Below are 18,804 nucleotides of genomic sequence, written 5' to 3'. Positions count from 1 at the left end.
GAATACCTCTACATATGCATTTCATACCTGTTCTACAACTTTTCTAGACCATATCTTTTTGAAATGCTTCTAACGCAATATGAACAGTCTCATCTGAAATAGATACGACATTCACTACCCCATATTCCTGCATAAGTACCATATGAATTGTTCCTGCATTCGCTTTCTTATCTTGTTTCATCAGTTGAACGAGGCGTTCTACATTCAAATCACTTGGCATTTTCGGATAGCCGTATTTCAAGAACCACTGCTTCATCTCTTCATAAGCAAGATCAACCTTGTACACTTGCTCACTTAAAAATAAGGCAAATAACATCCCAACCGCTACTCCGTCACCGTGAGTAATATTTCCATATCCTAACTCTTTTTCAAGAGCATGTCCTAACGTATGCCCAAAATTCAAATGGGCCCGTACACCTTTTTCTGTTTCGTCTTGCGACACAATGTTCGCTTTTACAGGAATCGCCTTCGTTAATATGTGAATTAATTTTTCATCACGAAGATCCGTTAATGTTTGCACTTCTTCTTTTAACCAATGATATAGCTTTACATCACCAATAAGAGCATGCTTTATCACTTCTGCATAACCTGATCTCCACTCTTTTTCAGGAAGTGAATGTAAAAATGGCGTATGATATACAACAGCTTCTGGCTGATGAAATGCACCAATCATATTTTTTCCTAGTGGATGATTAATTGCTACTTTCCCGCCTACCGCGCTATCGTGAGCTAATAAAGTCGTTGGAACTTGGACAAAGCGAATACCACGCATAAACGACGCGGCAACAAAGCCAGCTAAATCCCCAATCATTCCGCCTCCAAGTGCGATAATTAAAGAATTTCTATCTAATTTATTTTCAAGAGCCGAAGTGTGAGCCGCATAAAAATTTTCAAAAGACTTCTCTTTTTCGCCACTCGGTACAACAAACGAAAACACGTCCTGCTCTACTTGTAATGCATCAACAACGGTCTGTAAATGTCGTGATGAAACAGCTTCATCAGAAATGATCATTATGTTAGATACAGCAGGATTCATCTTTTGAATAAGCGTTGTTAACTGTGACAACGCTTCTTTTCCAACATGTACATCATATTCTTTTGATTTCGTTTGAATATGTATGTTCTCCATTAAAATCCCCTCGCATATTCATTATGTTTCTCAATATTTTCACGTATAAGATCGATACGATCTAATCCAAATTGTTCAATTAAAGATGTCGCGAGCTCCCAAGCGACAACAGCTTCAGCCACAACGCTAGCTGCCGGTACTGCACAACTATCTGAACGTTCAATACTCGCTGTAAAAGGTTCTTTCGTATCAATATCAATACTTTGAAGCGGTTTATATAATGTCGGTATCGGTTTCATCACACCACGCACAATAACCGGCATACCAGTTGTCATACCACCTTCTACTCCACCTGCATTGTTCGTTTTTCTTCTGTACCCTTGCACTTCATCCCAAAGGATTTCATCATGCACTTCACTTCCAGGTCTATGCGCAGCTTCAAAACCAATTCCAATTTCAACACCTTTAAAAGCGTTAATACTCATAATTGCCGCTGCTAATTTTGCATCTAATTTTCTATCATAATGTACATAGCTACCTACTCCAATTGGCATACCTTCTACAACTACTTCAACAATACCGCCGATAGAATCACCATTTGCCTTCGCATCATCAATTGCTTGCATCATCTTTTTACCTGCTTCTTCATCTAAACAACGTACAGGAGATGCTTCTGTAGTACTTTGTAATTCCGCAATAGAGTTATACGTAATATTTTCTGCCTGTACACCACCAATTTCGATAACATGTCCCGCTACTTGTATACCTAATTCTGCTAATATCCTTTTTGCAACTGCACCAGCTGCAACACGAACTGTCGTTTCACGTGCTGAAGAACGCTCTAATACATTTCTCATATCTCTATGACCATATTTAATCGCACCATTTAAATCTGCGTGTCCAGGTCTAGGTTTCGTAACTTGCCTTTTCATTTCTTTCTCTTCCTGCTCAGTTAACGGCTCTGCGCCCATAACCTTTGTCCAATGGGTGAAATCACGATTTTCAACAACAAGTGCAATTGGAGATCCCATCGTCTTCCCATGCCTAACACCACTTACAATTTGCACTTGGTCTTTCTCAATTTGCATGCGTCTACCGCGTCCATATCCTTTTTGTCTTCTAGCTAATTCTTCATTTATATCATTCGCTACTAAAGATAATCCTGCCGGAACACCTTCTAAAATTGTCGTAAGTTGCGGACCGTGGGATTCACCAGCTGTAATATATCGCATACGTTATTCCTCTTTTCGCATATGTATTTATCCCGCTACATAAAGTAGCAATGGTATCTTTCATCATTCTATAAGAAAACATTGAAATTATATAGTAAATCGACTACTTGCTTTATCCTACTTGTAATCATCCTATCATTTTCATAACGTTATACCTTTTACTTTACATACCAATATATCATAACAGTCCTAACTTCGTAACAAATCAAAATAAAAAAAGTGCAAGAAGAATACCCCTATTCTTCTTGCACTTTTTACTATTATCACAGTTATTAAAGCGTTTACAAATTATTTTAAAATAATTAGTAAATCCATTGATTCATTAATTTTGAGTAGTCTACTAATTCTTCTTCCTTAAAGAAAATAGCAATCTCGCGCTCTGCACTTTCTAAAGAATCCGAACCGTGGATAATGTTTTTCGCAACAGTTACACCAAAATCTCCACGAATTGTTCCAGGAGCAGCTTCATGTGGTCGTGTTTTACCCATCATATTACGTGCTGTATCTACTACACCTTCACCTTGCCATACCATCGCGAATACAGGGCCAGATGTAATAAAGTCTACTAATTCACCAAAGAAAGGTCTTTCTTTATGCTCACCGTAGTGTTGTTCAGCAATTTCAGGAGTCACTTGCATTAATTTTGCACCAACTAATTGAAAGCCCTTTTTCTCAAAACGAGCTACAATTTCCCCAATGAAGGCACGTTGTACACCGTCTGGTTTTACCATTAGAAATGTTTTTTCCATAAAAAATCTCTCCACTTCTGAATTATGTATGTAATTGTATATCCCCACACACATATTAACACCCTTATCACAATTGTGCAATAGTTTTGAAATAGAGAGATTATTTTATTTTTTAGAAAAAACACTAAAATTTTCGTTTTCCAATATACTTTGCGACATTTTGCAAAGCATACTTCGCCTGTCCACGTGGGAGTGGTTTTATTATTTCTAATGCTTTATGTAAATAACGTTCACTAAACGAAAATGCTTTATCAATAGCTTCGCTCGCTTTAATATCATCAATAATTTCTTTCATTTCACTTGCTGCTGTATTTTCATTCACAGAAATAATTTTCTCACGAAGAACTGGATCTTCCATGGCATACAAAGCAGGTAATGTAATGTTACCTTGTAGTAAATCACCACCAGCAGGCTTTCCAAGCTTCTCTTCTGTCGATACGAAATCTAAAATATCATCAATAATTTGATAAGACATACCAACAAAATATCCATACCAAAATAGACGATTTACAGTATCACGATTAGCACCAGCAGCAATCGCTCCTAACTGACAACTCGCAGCGATTAATAATGCTGTTTTTCGTTTTATCCTTCTTAAATACGTTCTTAAATTTTGATCATAGTTATACTTATCTTTAATTTGTTCGATTTCACCTTTACAAACTTCTAAAATTGTATGAGATAGTGCCTGATGTGCATCTGGAATTTCTATATTTGTTATACATTCAAGAGACTTCGCAAACAAGTAGTCTCCTGTATACATTGCAATACGATCTCCCCATTTCGCATTCACTGTCGCGCTACCGCGTCGTAAAAACGCAGCATCAATGACATCATCGTGAACAAGAGAAGCCATATGAATAAGTTCTAATGCAACCGCAACATGCTTAATTGCATCTAACTTATAATCACCAAATTTCCCTGCAAGCAAAACAAAAACAGGGCGAATCCGCTTCCCACCTGCTTCAATAAGCTGTAATGCCGCTTCTTCTACTAACGGCTGCTCAGAAGCAACTGTCTTCTTCAATTCTTTTTCTATAACATTAATATCCGATCGTAAAAAAGAGTACATAAGTTGTAACTTCATATTGTTCACCTTAACCTAAAACGTCTTTTTTCTATTTTGATTCTGGTTTAAAGCCTAAATGCATAGCTGCTACACCAAAAGTAAATGGTTTCACTTGCACATTCTTAAGCCCAGCTTCTTCAAACATACTCGCTAACTCTTTCATCCCTGGGAATGTACTAGCGGATTCCTGAAGCCATGAATATTCTTTATAACTTTTTGCAAACATCTTTCCAAATAACGGCATGATATATTTAAAGTATAAGACATACCCTTGACGAAAACCAATCATTGTTGGTTGAGATGTTTCTAAGCAAATTACTTTTCCACCAGGCTTTACTACACGCGTCATTTCTTTTAATACTTGCATGTAATCCGGAACGTTACGTAGCCCAAAACCAATCGTTACATAATCAAACGTATTATCTTCAAAAGGAAGTTCCATTGCATTTCCATGCATAAGTTCTACTTGCTTTAATTCTAAAGCTTCTACCTTTTGTTTACCGACAGCTAGCATATTTTCGCTAAAGTCTAATCCGTAAACCTTTCCATTTTCTCCTACAGCTCCTGCTAGCGCAATTGTCCAATCAGCTGTTCCGCAGCAAACATCGAGTGCCTTACTCCCAGGTTTCACATCCATAATTTGCATCGTTTCTTTGCGCCATACCTTATGCCTTTGAAAACTAATTACAGAATTCATCACATCGTATTTATCAGAAATTTTCTCAAATACGTCATGTACTCTTTCTTCTTTTGATTGTTGCATGCTCGTACCTTCTTCCAATGTAAAGTTGCTTATGTCCTTGATTTATCTCTTAACATAGAAATTATTTCATTAACTTCTGTATGATTCTCTAAAAATTTTTCTTCCTGCTTTTTCATTTCCATAAGCCATTCATTAATAACTGTTTTCAGATTTTTATCATCATCCAATGAGATTTTTTGAACCGCTTGAAAAACAGGTGAATTTTGTTTATCAGCATACAATTGACACTCTTTTTGAAGACGATTTTTTCCTAATACATAAGTTATATATGGTTTCCAATTGGATAAATGAAAATGATCACATGTTTTTTGCAACAGCGCAGATTCAATTATTACTACACTTTCCATTATGTCTTGAATCGTCACATGGGCTTTTTGATATAGCATAATTTTATGCTCATTAATCTCCTTAATTCCTTCAGCAAGTGCGCGAATTAAGATAATATCACAATTCATTGACAATAAGTAATAGTATAGACCACTATAATAATCGCCTGCAAGCACTGTCAATTGACGACGCTTATGGAATCCACTCGTCTCTTCGTTTGCTTTATTTGATACTTTTTCATGTGTATCAAGAGCAATTTGTACAAGCATAATCGTTACTACATAATGATCAATTTGTTCTTTATGTATATTTGCATCCTTTAATGCACCGTATAACAGCGCTATTTTTTCTTCATCAATAAATGGTTCTTCAATATAGTTTATAAAATAAGGATGGCGTAATTTCTCCATCAATTTCTCTTTAATACCCGCATACCCTCCGTAGATGTCACACACAAAAAATCACCCTTGTTTTCTAATTCATAAAATTTATTATAACACATACATTCTATTTTCTATAACCAAAACTTGGCTACTTCTGCCAAACTGTCACCGAATGCAGCCTCCACTTTCATTCATACGAATCATCTTCATCACTAACAACTACAAACATTCATTTCCACAAAAGGCAGAAATAATTTTCAACCTTTATATTCTTGCTCTTTCATACTAAAAATATATCATTTTTTTGCATATAAAAAAAAGAAAAGCAGTTTCCCGCTTTTCTTTACTTCGTCTTAATAAACGATAAAATCTCACTACGTGCTGCTGCATCATTTTCTAACACGCCGCGCACTGCAGTCGTTACTGTTTTTGCACCAGGCTTTTTCACACCACGCATCGTCATACACATATGCTCTGCTTCTACTACTACCATTACACCGTGCGGCTCTAGTACTTCCATAATAGAGTTAGCTACTGTTGATGTAATACGTTCTTGTAGTTGCGGACGACGCGCAATTGTGTCTACAGTACGAGCTAATTTACTTAGTCCCGTTACTTTTCCACCTTGCGGAATATATGCAACGTGAGCAACTCCATAAAAAGGAACAAGATGATGCTCACACATCGAATAGAATGGTATATCTTTTACTAGTACAAGCTCTTCGTGATCTTCTCCGAATACTTTGTGTAAATGCTCTTTTGGATCCTCATGCATCCCTGAGAATACTTCTGCGTACATTTTCGCAACACGTTTCGGTGTATCAAGTACTCCCTCGCGATTTGGGTCGTCTCCGATTGCCTCTAAAATAAGACGTACTGCGTGTTCAATTTGTTCTAAATTAACTTTTGCCATCCGCTAGCCCTCCCGAAAAACCTAAAAGTGATACGAACACATTCTAGCATATTTATGTTTTTAAAAGCAAAAAGAAGAGTTTCCAAAAAGGAAACTCTTCTTCCCTGTTAATATGTAAGGATTATTTAACCGCATCTTTTAACGCTTTACCAGGTTTGAATGCAGGTACTTTACTTGCAGCGATTTCAATCTCCTCACCTGTTTGTGGGTTACGACCTTTACGAGCCGCACGCTCACGAACTTCGAAGTTACCGAATCCGATTAGTTGTACTTTATCACCTTGTTTTAAAGCTTCTAAGATAGAATCAAAAACAGCGTCCACTGCTTTTGTTGCGTCCTTTTTAGAAAGGGAACTTGCTTCTGCAACAGCATTGATTAAATCTGTCTTGTTCATGCCATTCACCTCCTCCCAAAGATAAGACTGTATAATGATCATAAAATGAGTCTTACTTTCATTTGTAGGCAATTTTTACAAATTCTATACTACAAAGATGTAGATAAATCATTATCAACGCCTATATTATACGATTCTCCTTTATAATTCAATATTTTTAAGGAAATTGTTACTCTTAAAATGTGAAATTCTGATGAAACTTGACAATTTACAACAAAATATTAGATAATGACTGTTTATTTTTCTATTACGTACCCAAAAAGAAAAAAATCCCTCTGCAATTAGAGGGATTTTTTCTTATAATATAATCGCAATTAATCCGCCAGATCCTTCATTAATAATTCTTTCTAGCGTTTCTTTTAATTTATAACGAGCGTTTTCTGGCATTAGAGATAACTTCGCTTGAATTCCTTCTCTAACAATAGAGCTAAGAGAGCGCCCAAATATATCAGAATTCCAAATTGATAGCGGGTCATCTTCAAAATCTTGCATCAAGTAACGAACTAGTTCTTCACTCTGTTTTTCAGTACCGATAATTGGTTCAAATGTTGATTCTACATCCACTTTAATCATATGAATAGACGGCGCAACCGCTTTTAATTTAACACCGAACCTTGAACCGTGACGAATAATTTCCGGCTCATCCAAGCTCATATCAGCTAATGCAGGCGCTGCTACTCCATATCCGGTTTGTTTTACCATACGCAGGGCATCCGCCACTTGGTCATACTCTGTTTTCGCATGAGATAAATCAAGCATAAGCTTTAATAAATGATCTTTCCCTCGAATCTCTACTCCTACTACTTCTTTTAAAATTTGATCATACAATTCATCTGGCGCATATAAATCAATCTCTGCCACACCTTGCCCCATATCGATGCCAGCTAGACTTGCTCGATCAATAAATTCATATTGACTAAACTGCCAAACGACACGGTCCACATCACGAAGACGTTTTATATCCTTTACAGTCTCTTGAACCGCTTCCTGATAACTTTGGCGTAACCAATGCCCTTCATTTAGCACCATTACCCAGCTCGGAAGGTTTACATTCACTTCTAAAACCGGGAACTCGAATAACGCTTCTCGAAGTACGTTATACACATCTGTTTCTCTTAAACTCTCTACACTCATCGCAATTACTGGGATATCATATTCTTCTGATAAACTTTGACGTAACTGCTCCGTATCTGGATGATATGGCTGTACAGTGTTGATAATCATAATGAAAGGCTTTCCTACTTCTTTTAACTCATTTACAACGCGTTCTTCTGCCTCTATATAATCTCTTCTTGGAATTTCACCAATTGTTCCATCTGTTGTAATAACGACACCAATTGTTGAATGTTCTTGAATTACTTTACGTGTTCCGATTTCTGCAGCTTCATGGAATGGAATAGGCTCTTCATACCAAGGAGTATTAATCATACGCGGACCATTCTCATCTTCATAGCCTTTTGCTCCTGGAACCGTATATCCAACACAATCTACTAATCGAATATTCACTTCAAGACCTTCATCTACTTCGATAGAAACCGCTTGGTTTGGAACAAACTTCGGTTCCGTCGTCATTATTGTACGACCAGCAGCACTTTGAGGCAGTTCATCCTGCGCTCTTTGACGGTCTGACTCATTTTCAATATTGGGAATAACAACAAGTTCCATAAATTTTTTTATAAATGTTGATTTCCCTGTTCGAACAGCTCCTACAACTCCAAAATAAATATCACCGCCTGTGCGTTCCGCAATATCTTTAAAAATATCTACCTTTTCCAAGTGATTCCCTCCCTCAATATTTTTGGGAATAATTCCACGTTTATAGTCAACTAATACCTTCTCTAACGTTGCCTATAATATCTGATATAATATAATGGTATTCAAGAAGTTCGGACAATATATCATATAATTTTGTCCAATTTCATATGACTATTTAAAAAATACCTTTTGTTTGCATCGCAAGTTGTATAACATAAAAAACCTTTCTTCTAGAACTTATTCACTAAAAGAAAGGTTCATGACTTATGATTTTAAAAAAATTGGTTCGCCATTTTCCACTGTGTAAGGTAAAGAATATGCAGGGACAAACGGGGAATCTTTTAATAGTATATTCCGGATATCTTCCCCTTCTTTAAATTGCCCTTCATTTTTTTTCAACGTTTCATATAAATCAATTCTATAATCAACAAATAATTCTCCTTTTTCATTGATTACAAGAGGGAGACTTTTTCCAGAGTACGGACTTGTCACTTGAGGTACCTCTTTATACCCTAGTTTTTTGAAATCTAATTCATAAACACCATCTGTAATCACTTTTTTAAAAGGTGGATATTGATGTTCATCACGATACATCCTTAACTTTAATGCCACTTCTTGAATTTGTTCCGCCATCCTAACATCAATTAACTTTACTGTCGGATTTGTTTCAACATCTATTAATACATATTGATACACTCCCCCACTTTCATACGCATTCCCTGGTGCCTCTTGTATGTATCTCGGAGCAATTTTTTGAAAATCAATTGGATATTTTTGATAAATCGGCGTACTCATATCACGCGTCTTAATTGGCAATAAACCATTCGTTTGTTCCTTATATGTAGTAATAGCTTTTTGAACAACTTGTAACTGATCTTCATAAGGAATAGCGTTTTGTTTCATATTTTCTCTCGGATACATACACCCTGTCAAAATGCTTATGCAACAAAATATTAAAATAATATGGATTTTTTTCACTGGTAATCACCTTTTCCTGCTAGTATGGACTGTTCCTTTTGTAACATTTACAGACTACACATCCTCTACTGCTCAATAGGGCCACTAAATACAACAAGGAAAATAATAATTCCAGATACAATCATGAGGGTGTAGGCTACTAAAGCTGTAATCCCTTTCAAAATTTTATTCTTCATTTTATGCCTACTTAATAAAATAAAACTTACTGCAAGAAACATAAATCCAATTGCCCCTAAAGCAAACCACATTTTCATAAGCCCTTCCGACATATATACACCCCTTTACTTTCAATCTATTTTTATACTATTTTAACAAATTAAAATCTTTAAACAAATAAATTTCATCATTTTGCCGTGAATTGACGAAATTTATTTAAAATAATAAAACCGAAGCACGAAATGATGCGCTTCGGTTGACCAAATATGCCCTTACCAGCTCTATTCCCATTCTTTCATGACTATCATATGCATTCTCTAAACTCTTTGTTTCTCATAATTTATTTTTTAAACATTTTACTTAACGAACCAAAATCCGCTGGCATATTATTGTTAATGATAGCTTTTACAATTTGATCCTCTTGCTCTTTCGGCACTTCACGTCCTGCCATTAGAGCAACTTGATGAATCAATTGACGAAGCACTTGCTCATCACGCAAGTTCGCATTTTGTACAGATGATGCTAGTTTAAAAATATCTTCTTTATTCACTTTCGCTTCTTTTTCAATGTTACTAAAAATGTTGTTATCCATTTTTTTCACCCTCTCCTCAAGTTACTCTTCATCCTATGCAGAAATGAAAAATTGGTGAAAAAACCCAGAAAATAAAAAAACGGTAGAAGTACAAAATGTACTTCTACCGTTTTTTTTATAACAAATCAGGTATCGCCTCAACCTCATGTTTTCGAACACGTCCCATCAATGAGCCTACTGCATCTTTCACATTATTCCCATTGAATAGCACGTCATATAAAGCAGCTGTAATCGGCATTTCAACTTCCATTTTCTCTGCCAATTCATGAGCAGCTTTCGTTGTTCTTACACCTTCTACAACCATACCCATGCTTTCTAACACTTCTTCTAAAGAGTGCCCTTTTCCAAGCATATTTCCAGCGCGCCAATTTCGGCTATGAACACTTGTACAAGTTACAATTAAGTCTCCCATACCAGTTAGACCAGCAAACGTTAACGGATTCCCACCCATTTTTCTTCCTAAACGAGCAATTTCCGTTAAACCACGTGTCATTAATGCCGCTTTTGCATTATCACCTAGCCCTAGACCATCCGTTATCCCAGCAGCTAATGCGATAATATTTTTTAACGCACCACCAAGCTCAACTCCAACGATATCTGGGTTTGTATATACACGGAAATAGCTATTCATAAACAGATCCTGTACTTCTTCAGCCGCTTCCATACGTTTGGCTGCAGACGTAACAGTCGTCGCTTGGCGCAAACCTACTTCTTCAGCATGACTCGGTCCAGACAGTACAACAACATCTTTAATCAAGTTCTCTGGAATTTCTTCCTCAATCACTTCCGAAATACGTTTTGACGTACCTGGTTCGATTCCTTTACTTGCATGAATCCAAGTAATTGGTTCCGTAATAATCCCCTTCATCTCTTGCAATACGTCACGATACGCTTTCGTCGGTACTACTAGCAGGACTGTATTTACATCTACTAACGCTTCTTCTAAAGAAGAGTAGGCTGCGATTGTGCTTGGCAATGTAATCCCTGGAAGATATTTACTGTTCTCATGTTTCGTATTAATTTCATTCATGAGTTCAGGACGATTTCCCCAAATACGTACATCATGTCCATTGTCAGCTAATACCATCGCTAACGCTGTTCCCCAGCTACCTGCTCCTACTACTGTGATTTTTGTCATAAAATCACATCCTCTCCATTAGTCTCTTGCTCTAGCGATAATGTGAATCGGCGTTCCTACAAAACCGAACGCTTCACGTAAACGATTCTTTAAGAAGCGCTCATATGAAAAGTGCATTAATTCTGTATCGTTTACAAATATAACAAATGTTGGTGGTTTTACCGCAACCTGTGTCGCATAGAAGATTTTCAGACGGCTACCATTATGAGTTGGTGTTGGATTCATCGCTACCGCATCCATAATTACATCGTTTAATACGTTCGTTTGTACACGGATGCTATGACTTTCATTTACCTCATTGATAACCGGTAATAACGTTTGTGTACGTTTTTTCGTTTTCGCAGATAAGAATACAATTGGTGCATAATCCAAGAATTGGAAATGAGCACGGATGTTTTCTTCAAATGCTTTCATTGTTTTTTCATCTTTTTTCACTGCATCCCATTTGTTTACAACGATAATAACAGCTCGTCCTGAATCATGGGCATATCCAGCGATTTTTTTATCTTGCTCAATAATTCCTTCTTCTCCGTCTAAAACAACTAAAACAACGTCTGAACGTTCAATCGCTCTAAGTGCACGAAGTACACTATACTTTTCTGTACTTTCGTATACTTTTCCTTTTTTACGCATACCAGCTGTATCGATGATTACATAATCTTGATCATCTTTACTATATGGTGTATCGACAGCATCACGCGTCGTTCCTGCTATATTACTTACAATTACACGTTCTTGACCAAGAAGTGCATTTACAAGTGATGATTTCCCAACGTTTGGACGTCCAATTAAAGAGAAACGGATTGTTTCATCGTCATACGCTTCTTCTTCAATCTTTGGAAAATGATTTGCAGCTTCATCTAACAAATCACCAAGTCCTAAACCGTGTGTACCAGAAATCGGGAATGGCTCGCCAAATCCTAATGCATAAAAATCATAAATATCACTACGCATTTCTGGATTATCAACCTTATTTACCGCAAGTACAATTGGTTTTTTAGAACGATATAAAATTTTAGCAACTTCTTCATCCGCTGCAGTTACACCATCGCGACCATTCGTCATAAAAATGATAACATCTGCTTCATCAATCGCTACTTCCGCCTGTTGACGAATTTGTGTCAAGAACGGCTCGTCCCCAATATCAATTCCACCTGTATCTATAATGTTAAACTCATGATTTAACCATTCTCCCGCACTATAAATACGGTCTCGCGTTATTCCTGGTATATCTTCTACGATTGAAACTCTTTCTCCAACAATCCTATTAAAAATAGTAGATTTTCCTACGTTCGGGCGGCCTACTATTGCTATTACTGGTTTCGGCATATACTTTCATCCTTTCAACTTGCTTCTGTTTATTATGTAAAAAACCCTTCTTTGTGCAAGAAGGGATTTGCATTCCAGAATAATTCTCAACGTATCAAAACACCTCATATTATACCACACGTTGCTAATGTTTCACAATAATATATACATTCTCTTGTAAGCGATGCGCAATACCATCTAAAATCGCCTCTAAATTATTTGCAACAAATTCTAGTTCCTCTGTCGATTCACAAGTAAACAAAGGAGCACCACCTGCAAATTTCTCCGGTTTTGTTGTAATAACCGCGAGAATAACACTTTCTAACATCATCTCTTATCTCCCCTTCCTTTCGGAGCTTCTGATGACATATGAACAGCACTCTCTAATGTTGGTACATTTCCAATTACCCCTATCGCTTTTTCTACATCTTGATCTTGCGGCAGAACAAAAATCCCAACTCTCCCATCCTCTAAATCACGCTTCGCTAACGGTACAAGTGCCGGCGTTCCAGAATCTCTATATATTCCTAAAGCAACAGAAACATCATGTAAAATAGCTTGACGTTGTCCTAAGTTCGAGATTGTAACCATCGCATCTATCGATTTCGGTTTTAAAATAAATCCCATTCCATATTTCATAATTTCTTCTTGCCTTACTGGTAATCCAATATTCATAATGTAAATATTATCAATATAAAGTCCCGCCCCTTCAAAACGAAGTGGGACGTGCTCAATTTCTACAAGATCATGAAGCCTTTTACCTGACATTAATTTTCTCGCAATGAAAAAACTTACCATACCAGTAATTACCCCAGCAATCCATGAATGGAATCCTATATACGCAAACGTTGTTACAAACGACGTTAACATCGCCAAATAGTTACGACTTTCAAAGACTAATGCAATCCCTTCAATGTATGTATTACCACGTGGTACGAGCTCATATCCATCTAATTGTTGAAGCGTATTTCTTTCCATATTACGCACATCACGAAATTGCGTCGCCGCTAACGTAAGAAATGTAATTGCAGAAAAATCTTTTTTCAAAATAGACGGAATCGCAATTGCCCCTAAGGCAGCCGCAATTAACCCCATCGCAATATGAATAATTTTCCCGTGAAGCCTCGTCGGATATTGCCTCGTATCGGTACGAAGCATTAACACCCTAGTTACCGTCCCGGCAATTACGCCACATAAAATGGCTGGTGTATATTCAGTCATGTATTACCCTCGCCCTTCTTTTACGCGTTTTCCTCTTAAATTGTTCCATATATACTGATACTTTTGTAATCCATAGTAAAATCGCCATAAATAAAGTAGAAACAGCAACAACATCAAAAAAGGCTAAACTGCCATATTCATAAGGAAAATGTAATTTATGAAAAATAAGCGTCACCAACAATTCTCCTTGTAACATCCCTATATACAAGGTGCACAATCTTAATATGCGATCCCCGTACAATAAAATTGATGCATACACAAGTGCACCACTTAGCAGCAACAACCTATCAACCACAATCCAAATCGGATCATATACTTCTAACAAATGGAAACTTGTATATAACATTGCAATAATAAGTGCCGAAAGTAAGGCGTATAATTTTTTCCAAATAGAGTATAGCGTGATGCCTACAAAAGAAATAACACAAAGCAAAAGGGCATTTACCGATACAGTAAAAGAAGCAATCGTCACATTTAACGGGGAACAAATAATAAAAATTAATATACAAGCACTTATCTTCCAACGAATAGGTTCTTTTTTCATAAAAAAGGTCACGACAATCCACCCTATCCAAGCCACAAAATAAAAAGTACTCCCATCCATCATTTCACCTCCTATGTTTTCCATTATGGGAACTTTTTATGAAAGTTAATCCTACCTTTTCTTTGTGCATAGTTTTTCTCATAACAGCAAAACTTTTAATAAGGAGGTGGAACTCACAATGGGTAAAGATCGCCAAGAACGAAAGCTAAGAGAATCACGCCGCGTTGAATCTGATCGCGACCAATCACTTCAATATCCTGGTGCAACTAGTCTCGATACACCGGAGCAAGCTCGAAAGCAAAATCAGCACTAAAAATAAAAAAGACGGTTTCAACATTGTATGAAACCGTCTTTTTTCGTAATTTTTTTAATAAATTCTATTCATAATATAATTCTTTTGTTTTCGTATTAATATCTCAATCACAAGATATTCTCTTTTTTCATTCGTAGAATTATATAGCGCAATATCTCACTTCTTCATTTTATAAAAAAAAACCAACCACACGGTTGATTTTTTTATCTCCTACTATAATGCGTAGTATCAATACCACGCTGCATTAACCAATGATACGTTTCGCCTTTTACAACAAGAGGTACAGATTGTAACTCTTCTATCGTCTTCGCGCCAAGCGCTGTCATAATAAATTTTAAATCTGTATGTAAAAGATCGATTTCATCCATTAACTTCTCGACACCATCTTGCATTAAAACACGTAAAAAGTACCCAGCAAACGCAGTTGTATTCGCCCCTAATGCGATTGCCTTTGCCACGTCAAGCGCTGTTTGTATACCCCCAGATGCAATAAAAGAGAGGTTATTATTTGTAGAGGTTGCTTCAATAATCGAGGTAGCTGTTTGTATGCCCCAGTTATTAAAATAAGAAAGCATTCGCTGTCTTCTTTCATTTTCAACGGCAGCAAAATTCGTACCACCTTGTCCACCAATATCAATTGCTGTTATACCTATACTCGCTAACTGCTGTACTGTTTCCTTACTCATTCCAAATCCCACTTCTTTTACAATGACAGGAACTTTACTTTTTAACACAATTTGTTCAATTCGCCGAAGTACACCCGTAAAATCACGGTCTCCTTCTGGCATCGTTAACTCTTGTATGACATTCAAATGAATTTGCAGTGCATTCGCTTCAATCATATCAACGGCACGCTCCGCCTGTTCGACAGTTGCCTCACTCCCCAAATTAGCAAAGAAAATGCCATTTGGGTTTACCTTTCTGACGATTTTATACGAAGCCGCCTCACTTTCATTTTTTAAGGCTGCCATTTGCGAACCTACAGCCATAGCAAGGTTATGATGTTTCGCTACATATGCTAATTGCTCATTAATATGTAATGTTTGCTCTCCTCCACCACCAGTCATCGCATTGATAAAAATCGGCGAACTTAGTGAAAGTTCGCCGATTTTTGTTTCACATGTTATAGTGTCATAACTTGAATTTGGCAAGCTTTGATGCACAAAATCAATATCATGAAAGCCATGCGTACGAGACTGACCAGTAGAAAGAGCATATTCAATATGATCTAATTTACGTTTTGCCCTTACCACTTGTACCCCTCTTTATTTCTTTAATTTTTTCAGTTGTTCACCAATAATATCACTTAACTGGAAAGTAGCCGAATCAGCATTTGGCTCATATTGGCTATAATCTTCTGTTACATTATTTTCTTCAAGCGTTTCTTTTATGCTTAAAGAAATACGTTTTTCTGCTACATGGACTTCAAGCACTTTCACTTTTACTTCTTGTCCCATTTCCAATACTTCATTTGGATTTTTCACGTGACGATTTGCAATTTGAGATACATGTACAAGCCCTTCAACACCAGGTAAAATTTCAACAAACGCACCGAATGTAACAAGGCGTTTTACTACTCCCTCACGAATATCTCCAGCTTTTATTTCGCCAGCAACATTTTCCCAAGGTCCTGGCTGAGCTGCTTTAATTGATAAAGAAATACGTTGTGTATCGGCATCAACAGATAGCACCTTTACTTTTACCTTTTGACCTTGCTCTAATACCTCAGAAGGTTGTTCTACACGTTCATGTGAAATTTGTGAAATGTGAACTAAACCATCCACACCACCAACGTTAACAAAAGCACCAAAATCCGTTAATCGTTGTACTGTCCCTTCAACAACATCTCCTTCTTTTAACGAAGAGATGGCTTCTTTTTTCTTAGAATCTAGTTCTAGTTCTACTACGGCTTTATGCGAAAGGATTACACGATTTTTTTCACGGTCTAATTCAACAATTTTCACCGCTAATGTTTTCCCTTTATAGTCAGCAAAGTCTTCTACATAATGTACTTCTACAAGTGAAGCTGGGATAAAACCACGAACACCAAGGTCCACAACTAATCCACCATTCACGATATCTTTTACAGTAACATCAAATACATAACCAGAATTAAATTTCTCTTGTAATTCTACCCACGCTTTTTCTGCGTCAACAGCACGTTTAGATAAGACAAGATCATCTTCTTCTAATTTAATAATTTTTAATTCAAGTGTTTGATCTAATTCTACAACATCGCTTGCTTTTTCAATATGAACGTTAGCTAATTCACTAATTGGAATTACGCCATCTGTTTTGTATCCAACATTTACAAGAACTTGTTTCTCTTCAACTTTCGTTACAGAACCTGTAACAACGTCACCAACTTGTAATTCTTTTGAATTCATAACTTCTTCATTCATTTTCTCTACCATGGAAATACCTCCCTACAGAATTGACAAAGCATTTTTATGTATATACGAAATGAAAACAAATGTTTTCATTTGCATGTTTAAGAATTTATCATCACATATTCTGTTTCAATACAGTTCACAAGAAACTATATTAAATCTATATAAATAGTATACAGCAAAATCATCTTGAAGAAAGTATGATTTGAAATATAATAGCGAATATATTCTGACAGTTTTTTTCCTCTGTAACTAACTTCTTACAAATTAGCCCATTTGTCAAGAAAAGAGACTTATAATTCACGTATCCTTTACATTTCAAAAAAAATAAAGAAAGAGGATAGTCCTCTTTCTTTATTTCGCAAATACTCCTGAAACAATACCCATAATTTTTTGGACAACTTCTTCAATTGATAAAGAAGTTGTATCTAATTCCAATGCATCATCAGCTTTTTTCAAAGGAGAAACTTCACGTTCTGAATCTAATTTATCACGCCTAGCAATTTCTTCTTTTAACTGCTCTAAATTAGAATCGAAACCTTTATTCATATTTTCTAAATGTCTTCTTTCTGCTCTTTCTTCTACAGAAGCAAGCATAAAGATTTTCACTTCAGCATCTGGTAGTACATGTGTACCAATATCACGACCATCCATTACTACGCCGCCCTTTTCAGCCAATTCTTGTTGACGACGTACCATTTCTTCACGAACAAGACGATGCTTTGCTACAATAGATACGCGATTCGTCACATCAGGTGTACGAATCACTTCAGAAACATCTTGTCCATTTAAAAATACAAGTTGTGTATTTTCCCCTTGTTGAAATTCAATATTCACATTTTTTACAACTTCCATTAACTTTTCTTCATTTTCAATATCCACTTTTTGTTCAAGGGCTGCATATGTAATAGCACGGTACATTGCGCCTGTATCAATGTAAACATATGAAAGTTTTTTTGCAACAACTTTTGCAACTGTACTTTTCCCAGCAGCTGCTGGACCATCTATAGCAATTGAAATTCGTTTATCCATTGTAACACCTCATTTTTCACTTATAAAACAAAACGAAAAGCAGGTATTCTCCCCCTGCTTCTTCCCATTTGCTTCACGTCATTAAATCCTCAATTATTGTAGCATAATCCACCATAGAAGAAAATGAAAACTACTTATTCACCTGTAAGATTTCCACCTTATTTTTTGTGACTACACCTTCGTAATAAACAATTTTAGATAAATATTTCACTGATGATTTATGTATAAATAACAATTGCACAACACAAAGACAAATGAATTGTATTACTAATATACGAATAAAAATTTTCTCCATCTTTTTCAACGTAATTGCTACCTCCTATCCTATATTTACACATTTCGTTTCGTGATTTTATGCATCGTACATATAGCAGCTAACTTTATTGTCATTTTCGAGGCATACTTTTATACATTTCCATTGTCGAATTTACTCAAAACATGTTATGTTCTAAATGTATTTTTCAACTTGAAAGGGGTA

The 18,804-nt window shown here is 36.3% G+C and carries 22 protein-coding genes; 1 reads left to right on the top strand and 21 read right to left on the bottom strand.

What is annotated here, in order from left to right:
- Window positions 1-43 precede the first annotated feature (43 nt).
- The 17 genes from aroB to MRBLBA3_RS11180 form a co-directional block, all read right to left on the bottom strand.
- Window positions 44-1,129 carry a 3-dehydroquinate synthase gene (aroB, locus tag MRBLBA3_RS11260; protein ID WP_000427693.1) on the bottom strand — a complete coding sequence of 362 codons (1,086 nt, stop codon included), beginning with the start codon at window positions 1,127-1,129 and terminating at the stop codon, window positions 44-46.
- Window positions 1,129-2,301: a chorismate synthase gene (aroC, locus tag MRBLBA3_RS11255; RefSeq protein WP_363381269.1), complete on the bottom strand. Its 1,173-nt coding sequence runs from the start codon at window positions 2,299-2,301 to the stop codon at window positions 1,129-1,131. The genes aroB and aroC overlap by 1 nt, the downstream gene beginning before the upstream one ends.
- Before the next feature lie 302 nt (window positions 2,302-2,603).
- Window positions 2,604-3,050, bottom strand: coding sequence for a nucleoside-diphosphate kinase (ndk, locus tag MRBLBA3_RS11250; protein ID WP_000415879.1), 447 nt, complete (start codon window positions 3,048-3,050; stop codon window positions 2,604-2,606).
- Between the two features lie 124 nt (window positions 3,051-3,174).
- Window positions 3,175-4,137 carry a heptaprenyl diphosphate synthase component II gene (gene hepT, locus MRBLBA3_RS11245; RefSeq protein WP_000776069.1) on the bottom strand — a complete coding sequence of 321 codons (963 nt, stop codon included), beginning with the start codon at window positions 4,135-4,137 and terminating at the stop codon, window positions 3,175-3,177.
- Window positions 4,138-4,168: 31 nt separating this feature from the next.
- Window positions 4,169-4,882 carry a demethylmenaquinone methyltransferase gene (locus MRBLBA3_RS11240; RefSeq protein ID WP_097831722.1) on the bottom strand — a complete coding sequence of 238 codons (714 nt, stop codon included), beginning with the start codon at window positions 4,880-4,882 and terminating at the stop codon, window positions 4,169-4,171.
- A gap of 29 nt (window positions 4,883-4,911) precedes the next feature.
- A complete protein-coding gene (locus tag MRBLBA3_RS11235) occupies window positions 4,912-5,664 on the bottom strand; it encodes a heptaprenyl diphosphate synthase component 1 (protein WP_000332839.1) in 753 nt (250 codons plus the stop codon).
- 271 nt (window positions 5,665-5,935) lie between these two features.
- The gene (gene folE / locus MRBLBA3_RS11230) at window positions 5,936-6,505 is read right to left on the bottom strand and encodes a GTP cyclohydrolase I FolE (RefSeq protein WP_001151482.1); all 570 of its coding nucleotides are present in this window, start codon (window positions 6,503-6,505) and stop codon (window positions 5,936-5,938) included.
- 121 nt (window positions 6,506-6,626) lie between these two features.
- Entirely contained in the window at window positions 6,627-6,899 is a 273-nt protein-coding gene (locus tag MRBLBA3_RS11225) for an HU family DNA-binding protein (protein ID WP_001043860.1), read from the bottom strand.
- A gap of 297 nt (window positions 6,900-7,196) precedes the next feature.
- Window positions 7,197-8,675, bottom strand: a complete 1,479-nt coding sequence (spoIVA, locus tag MRBLBA3_RS11220; protein WP_000416521.1) for a stage IV sporulation protein A — start codon at window positions 8,673-8,675, stop codon at window positions 7,197-7,199.
- A 243-nt stretch (window positions 8,676-8,918) separates the two neighbouring features.
- A complete protein-coding gene (locus tag MRBLBA3_RS11215) occupies window positions 8,919-9,632 on the bottom strand; it encodes a hypothetical protein (RefSeq protein ID WP_000719826.1) in 714 nt (237 codons plus the stop codon).
- 65 nt (window positions 9,633-9,697) lie between these two features.
- Window positions 9,698-9,901: a DUF2768 domain-containing protein gene (locus tag MRBLBA3_RS11210; protein WP_001289003.1), complete on the bottom strand. Its 204-nt coding sequence runs from the start codon at window positions 9,899-9,901 to the stop codon at window positions 9,698-9,700.
- Window positions 9,902-10,128: 227 nt separating this feature from the next.
- Window positions 10,129-10,380 (bottom strand): stage VI sporulation protein F, encoded by a 252-nt coding sequence (locus MRBLBA3_RS11205; protein ID WP_000369757.1) that lies wholly within the window; start codon window positions 10,378-10,380, stop codon window positions 10,129-10,131.
- A 115-nt stretch (window positions 10,381-10,495) separates the two neighbouring features.
- Window positions 10,496-11,518, bottom strand: a complete 1,023-nt coding sequence (locus MRBLBA3_RS11200) for an NAD(P)H-dependent glycerol-3-phosphate dehydrogenase (protein WP_000161767.1) — start codon at window positions 11,516-11,518, stop codon at window positions 10,496-10,498.
- A gap of 18 nt (window positions 11,519-11,536) precedes the next feature.
- Window positions 11,537-12,847: a ribosome biogenesis GTPase Der gene (der, locus tag MRBLBA3_RS11195; RefSeq protein ID WP_001125886.1), complete on the bottom strand. Its 1,311-nt coding sequence runs from the start codon at window positions 12,845-12,847 to the stop codon at window positions 11,537-11,539.
- 124 nt (window positions 12,848-12,971) lie between these two features.
- On the bottom strand, window positions 12,972-13,157 hold the full coding sequence (locus MRBLBA3_RS11190) for a capping complex subunit for YIEGIA (RefSeq protein WP_000979049.1): 186 nt from the start codon (window positions 13,155-13,157) through the stop codon (window positions 12,972-12,974).
- Window positions 13,154-14,047 carry a YIEGIA family protein gene (locus MRBLBA3_RS11185; protein WP_000141600.1) on the bottom strand — a complete coding sequence of 298 codons (894 nt, stop codon included), beginning with the start codon at window positions 14,045-14,047 and terminating at the stop codon, window positions 13,154-13,156. The genes MRBLBA3_RS11190 and MRBLBA3_RS11185 overlap by 4 nt, the downstream gene beginning before the upstream one ends.
- Window positions 14,040-14,651: a YphA family membrane protein gene (locus MRBLBA3_RS11180; RefSeq protein ID WP_000349107.1), complete on the bottom strand. Its 612-nt coding sequence runs from the start codon at window positions 14,649-14,651 to the stop codon at window positions 14,040-14,042. Before MRBLBA3_RS11180 ends, MRBLBA3_RS11185 begins: the two co-directional genes overlap by 8 nt.
- 118 nt (window positions 14,652-14,769) lie before the next feature.
- Here MRBLBA3_RS11180 and MRBLBA3_RS11175 point away from each other — a divergent pair, with 118 nt between their 5' ends.
- Window positions 14,770-14,904 carry a YpzI family protein gene (locus tag MRBLBA3_RS11175; RefSeq protein WP_000513901.1) on the top strand — a complete coding sequence of 45 codons (135 nt, stop codon included), beginning with the start codon at window positions 14,770-14,772 and terminating at the stop codon, window positions 14,902-14,904.
- 203 nt (window positions 14,905-15,107) lie between these two features.
- Here the strand turns inward: MRBLBA3_RS11175 and MRBLBA3_RS11170 are convergent, their stop codons facing one another.
- The 4 genes from MRBLBA3_RS11170 to MRBLBA3_RS11155 all read right to left on the bottom strand — a co-directional run bounded on the left by MRBLBA3_RS11170 (window position 15,108) and on the right by MRBLBA3_RS11155 (window position 18,630).
- The gene (locus MRBLBA3_RS11170) at window positions 15,108-16,157 is read right to left on the bottom strand and encodes a type 2 isopentenyl-diphosphate Delta-isomerase (RefSeq protein ID WP_000251052.1); all 1,050 of its coding nucleotides are present in this window, start codon (window positions 16,155-16,157) and stop codon (window positions 15,108-15,110) included.
- Window positions 16,158-16,169: 12 nt separating this feature from the next.
- Window positions 16,170-17,318, bottom strand: a complete 1,149-nt coding sequence (gene rpsA, locus MRBLBA3_RS11165; protein WP_000229578.1) for a 30S ribosomal protein S1 — start codon at window positions 17,316-17,318, stop codon at window positions 16,170-16,172.
- A 330-nt stretch (window positions 17,319-17,648) separates the two neighbouring features.
- Complete coding sequence (gene cmk, locus MRBLBA3_RS11160; RefSeq protein ID WP_000361260.1) at window positions 17,649-18,326, bottom strand: (d)CMP kinase; 678 nt, start codon at window positions 18,324-18,326, stop codon at window positions 17,649-17,651.
- A 130-nt stretch (window positions 18,327-18,456) separates the two neighbouring features.
- On the bottom strand, window positions 18,457-18,630 hold the full coding sequence (locus MRBLBA3_RS11155; RefSeq protein ID WP_000738045.1) for a YpfB family protein: 174 nt from the start codon (window positions 18,628-18,630) through the stop codon (window positions 18,457-18,459).
- Window positions 18,631-18,804: the final 174 nt, after the last annotated feature.

Origin of the sequence: Bacillus sp. LBA3-1-1.1 (assembly GCF_040676495.1) — a bacterium.
In the GTDB taxonomy this organism is placed as follows: domain Bacteria; phylum Bacillota; class Bacilli; order Bacillales; family Bacillaceae_G; genus Bacillus_A; species Bacillus_A nitratireducens.
The sequence above is the reverse complement of the archived record's forward strand: the minus strand, read 5'-3'. Positions and strand labels throughout refer to the sequence as shown.

Coding starts and splice junctions, on each gene's coding strand:
- MRBLBA3_RS11210 (WP_001289003.1), bottom strand. CDS start 9,901: ATGTCGGAAGGGCTTATGAAAATGTGGTTTGCTTTAGGGGCAATTGGA.
- hepT (WP_000776069.1), bottom strand. CDS start 4,137: ATGAAGTTACAACTTATGTACTCTTTTTTACGATCGGATATTAATGTT.
- MRBLBA3_RS11225 (WP_001043860.1), bottom strand. CDS start 6,899: ATGAACAAGACAGATTTAATCAATGCTGTTGCAGAAGCAAGTTCCCTT.
- MRBLBA3_RS11185 (WP_000141600.1), bottom strand. CDS start 14,047: ATGACTGAATATACACCAGCCATTTTATGTGGCGTAATTGCCGGGACG.
- rpsA (WP_000229578.1), bottom strand. CDS start 17,318: ATGGTAGAGAAAATGAATGAAGAAGTTATGAATTCAAAAGAATTACAA.
- MRBLBA3_RS11200 (WP_000161767.1), bottom strand. CDS start 11,518: ATGACAAAAATCACAGTAGTAGGAGCAGGTAGCTGGGGAACAGCGTTA.
- MRBLBA3_RS11180 (WP_000349107.1), bottom strand. CDS start 14,651: ATGGATGGGAGTACTTTTTATTTTGTGGCTTGGATAGGGTGGATTGTC.
- MRBLBA3_RS11205 (WP_000369757.1), bottom strand. CDS start 10,380: ATGGATAACAACATTTTTAGTAACATTGAAAAAGAAGCGAAAGTGAAT.
- MRBLBA3_RS11190 (WP_000979049.1), bottom strand. CDS start 13,157: ATGATGTTAGAAAGTGTTATTCTCGCGGTTATTACAACAAAACCGGAG.
- aroB (WP_000427693.1), bottom strand. CDS start 1,129: ATGGAGAACATACATATTCAAACGAAATCAAAAGAATATGATGTACAT.
- MRBLBA3_RS11240 (WP_097831722.1), bottom strand. CDS start 4,882: ATGCAACAATCAAAAGAAGAAAGAGTACATGACGTATTTGAGAAAATT.
- der (WP_001125886.1), bottom strand. CDS start 12,847: ATGCCGAAACCAGTAATAGCAATAGTAGGCCGCCCGAACGTAGGAAAA.
- MRBLBA3_RS11175 (WP_000513901.1), top strand. CDS start 14,770: ATGGGTAAAGATCGCCAAGAACGAAAGCTAAGAGAATCACGCCGCGTT.
- cmk (WP_000361260.1), bottom strand. CDS start 18,326: ATGGATAAACGAATTTCAATTGCTATAGATGGTCCAGCAGCTGCTGGG.
- ndk (WP_000415879.1), bottom strand. CDS start 3,050: ATGGAAAAAACATTTCTAATGGTAAAACCAGACGGTGTACAACGTGCC.
- aroC (WP_363381269.1), bottom strand. CDS start 2,301: ATGCGATATATTACAGCTGGTGAATCCCACGGTCCGCAACTTACGACA.
- folE (WP_001151482.1), bottom strand. CDS start 6,505: ATGGCAAAAGTTAATTTAGAACAAATTGAACACGCAGTACGTCTTATT.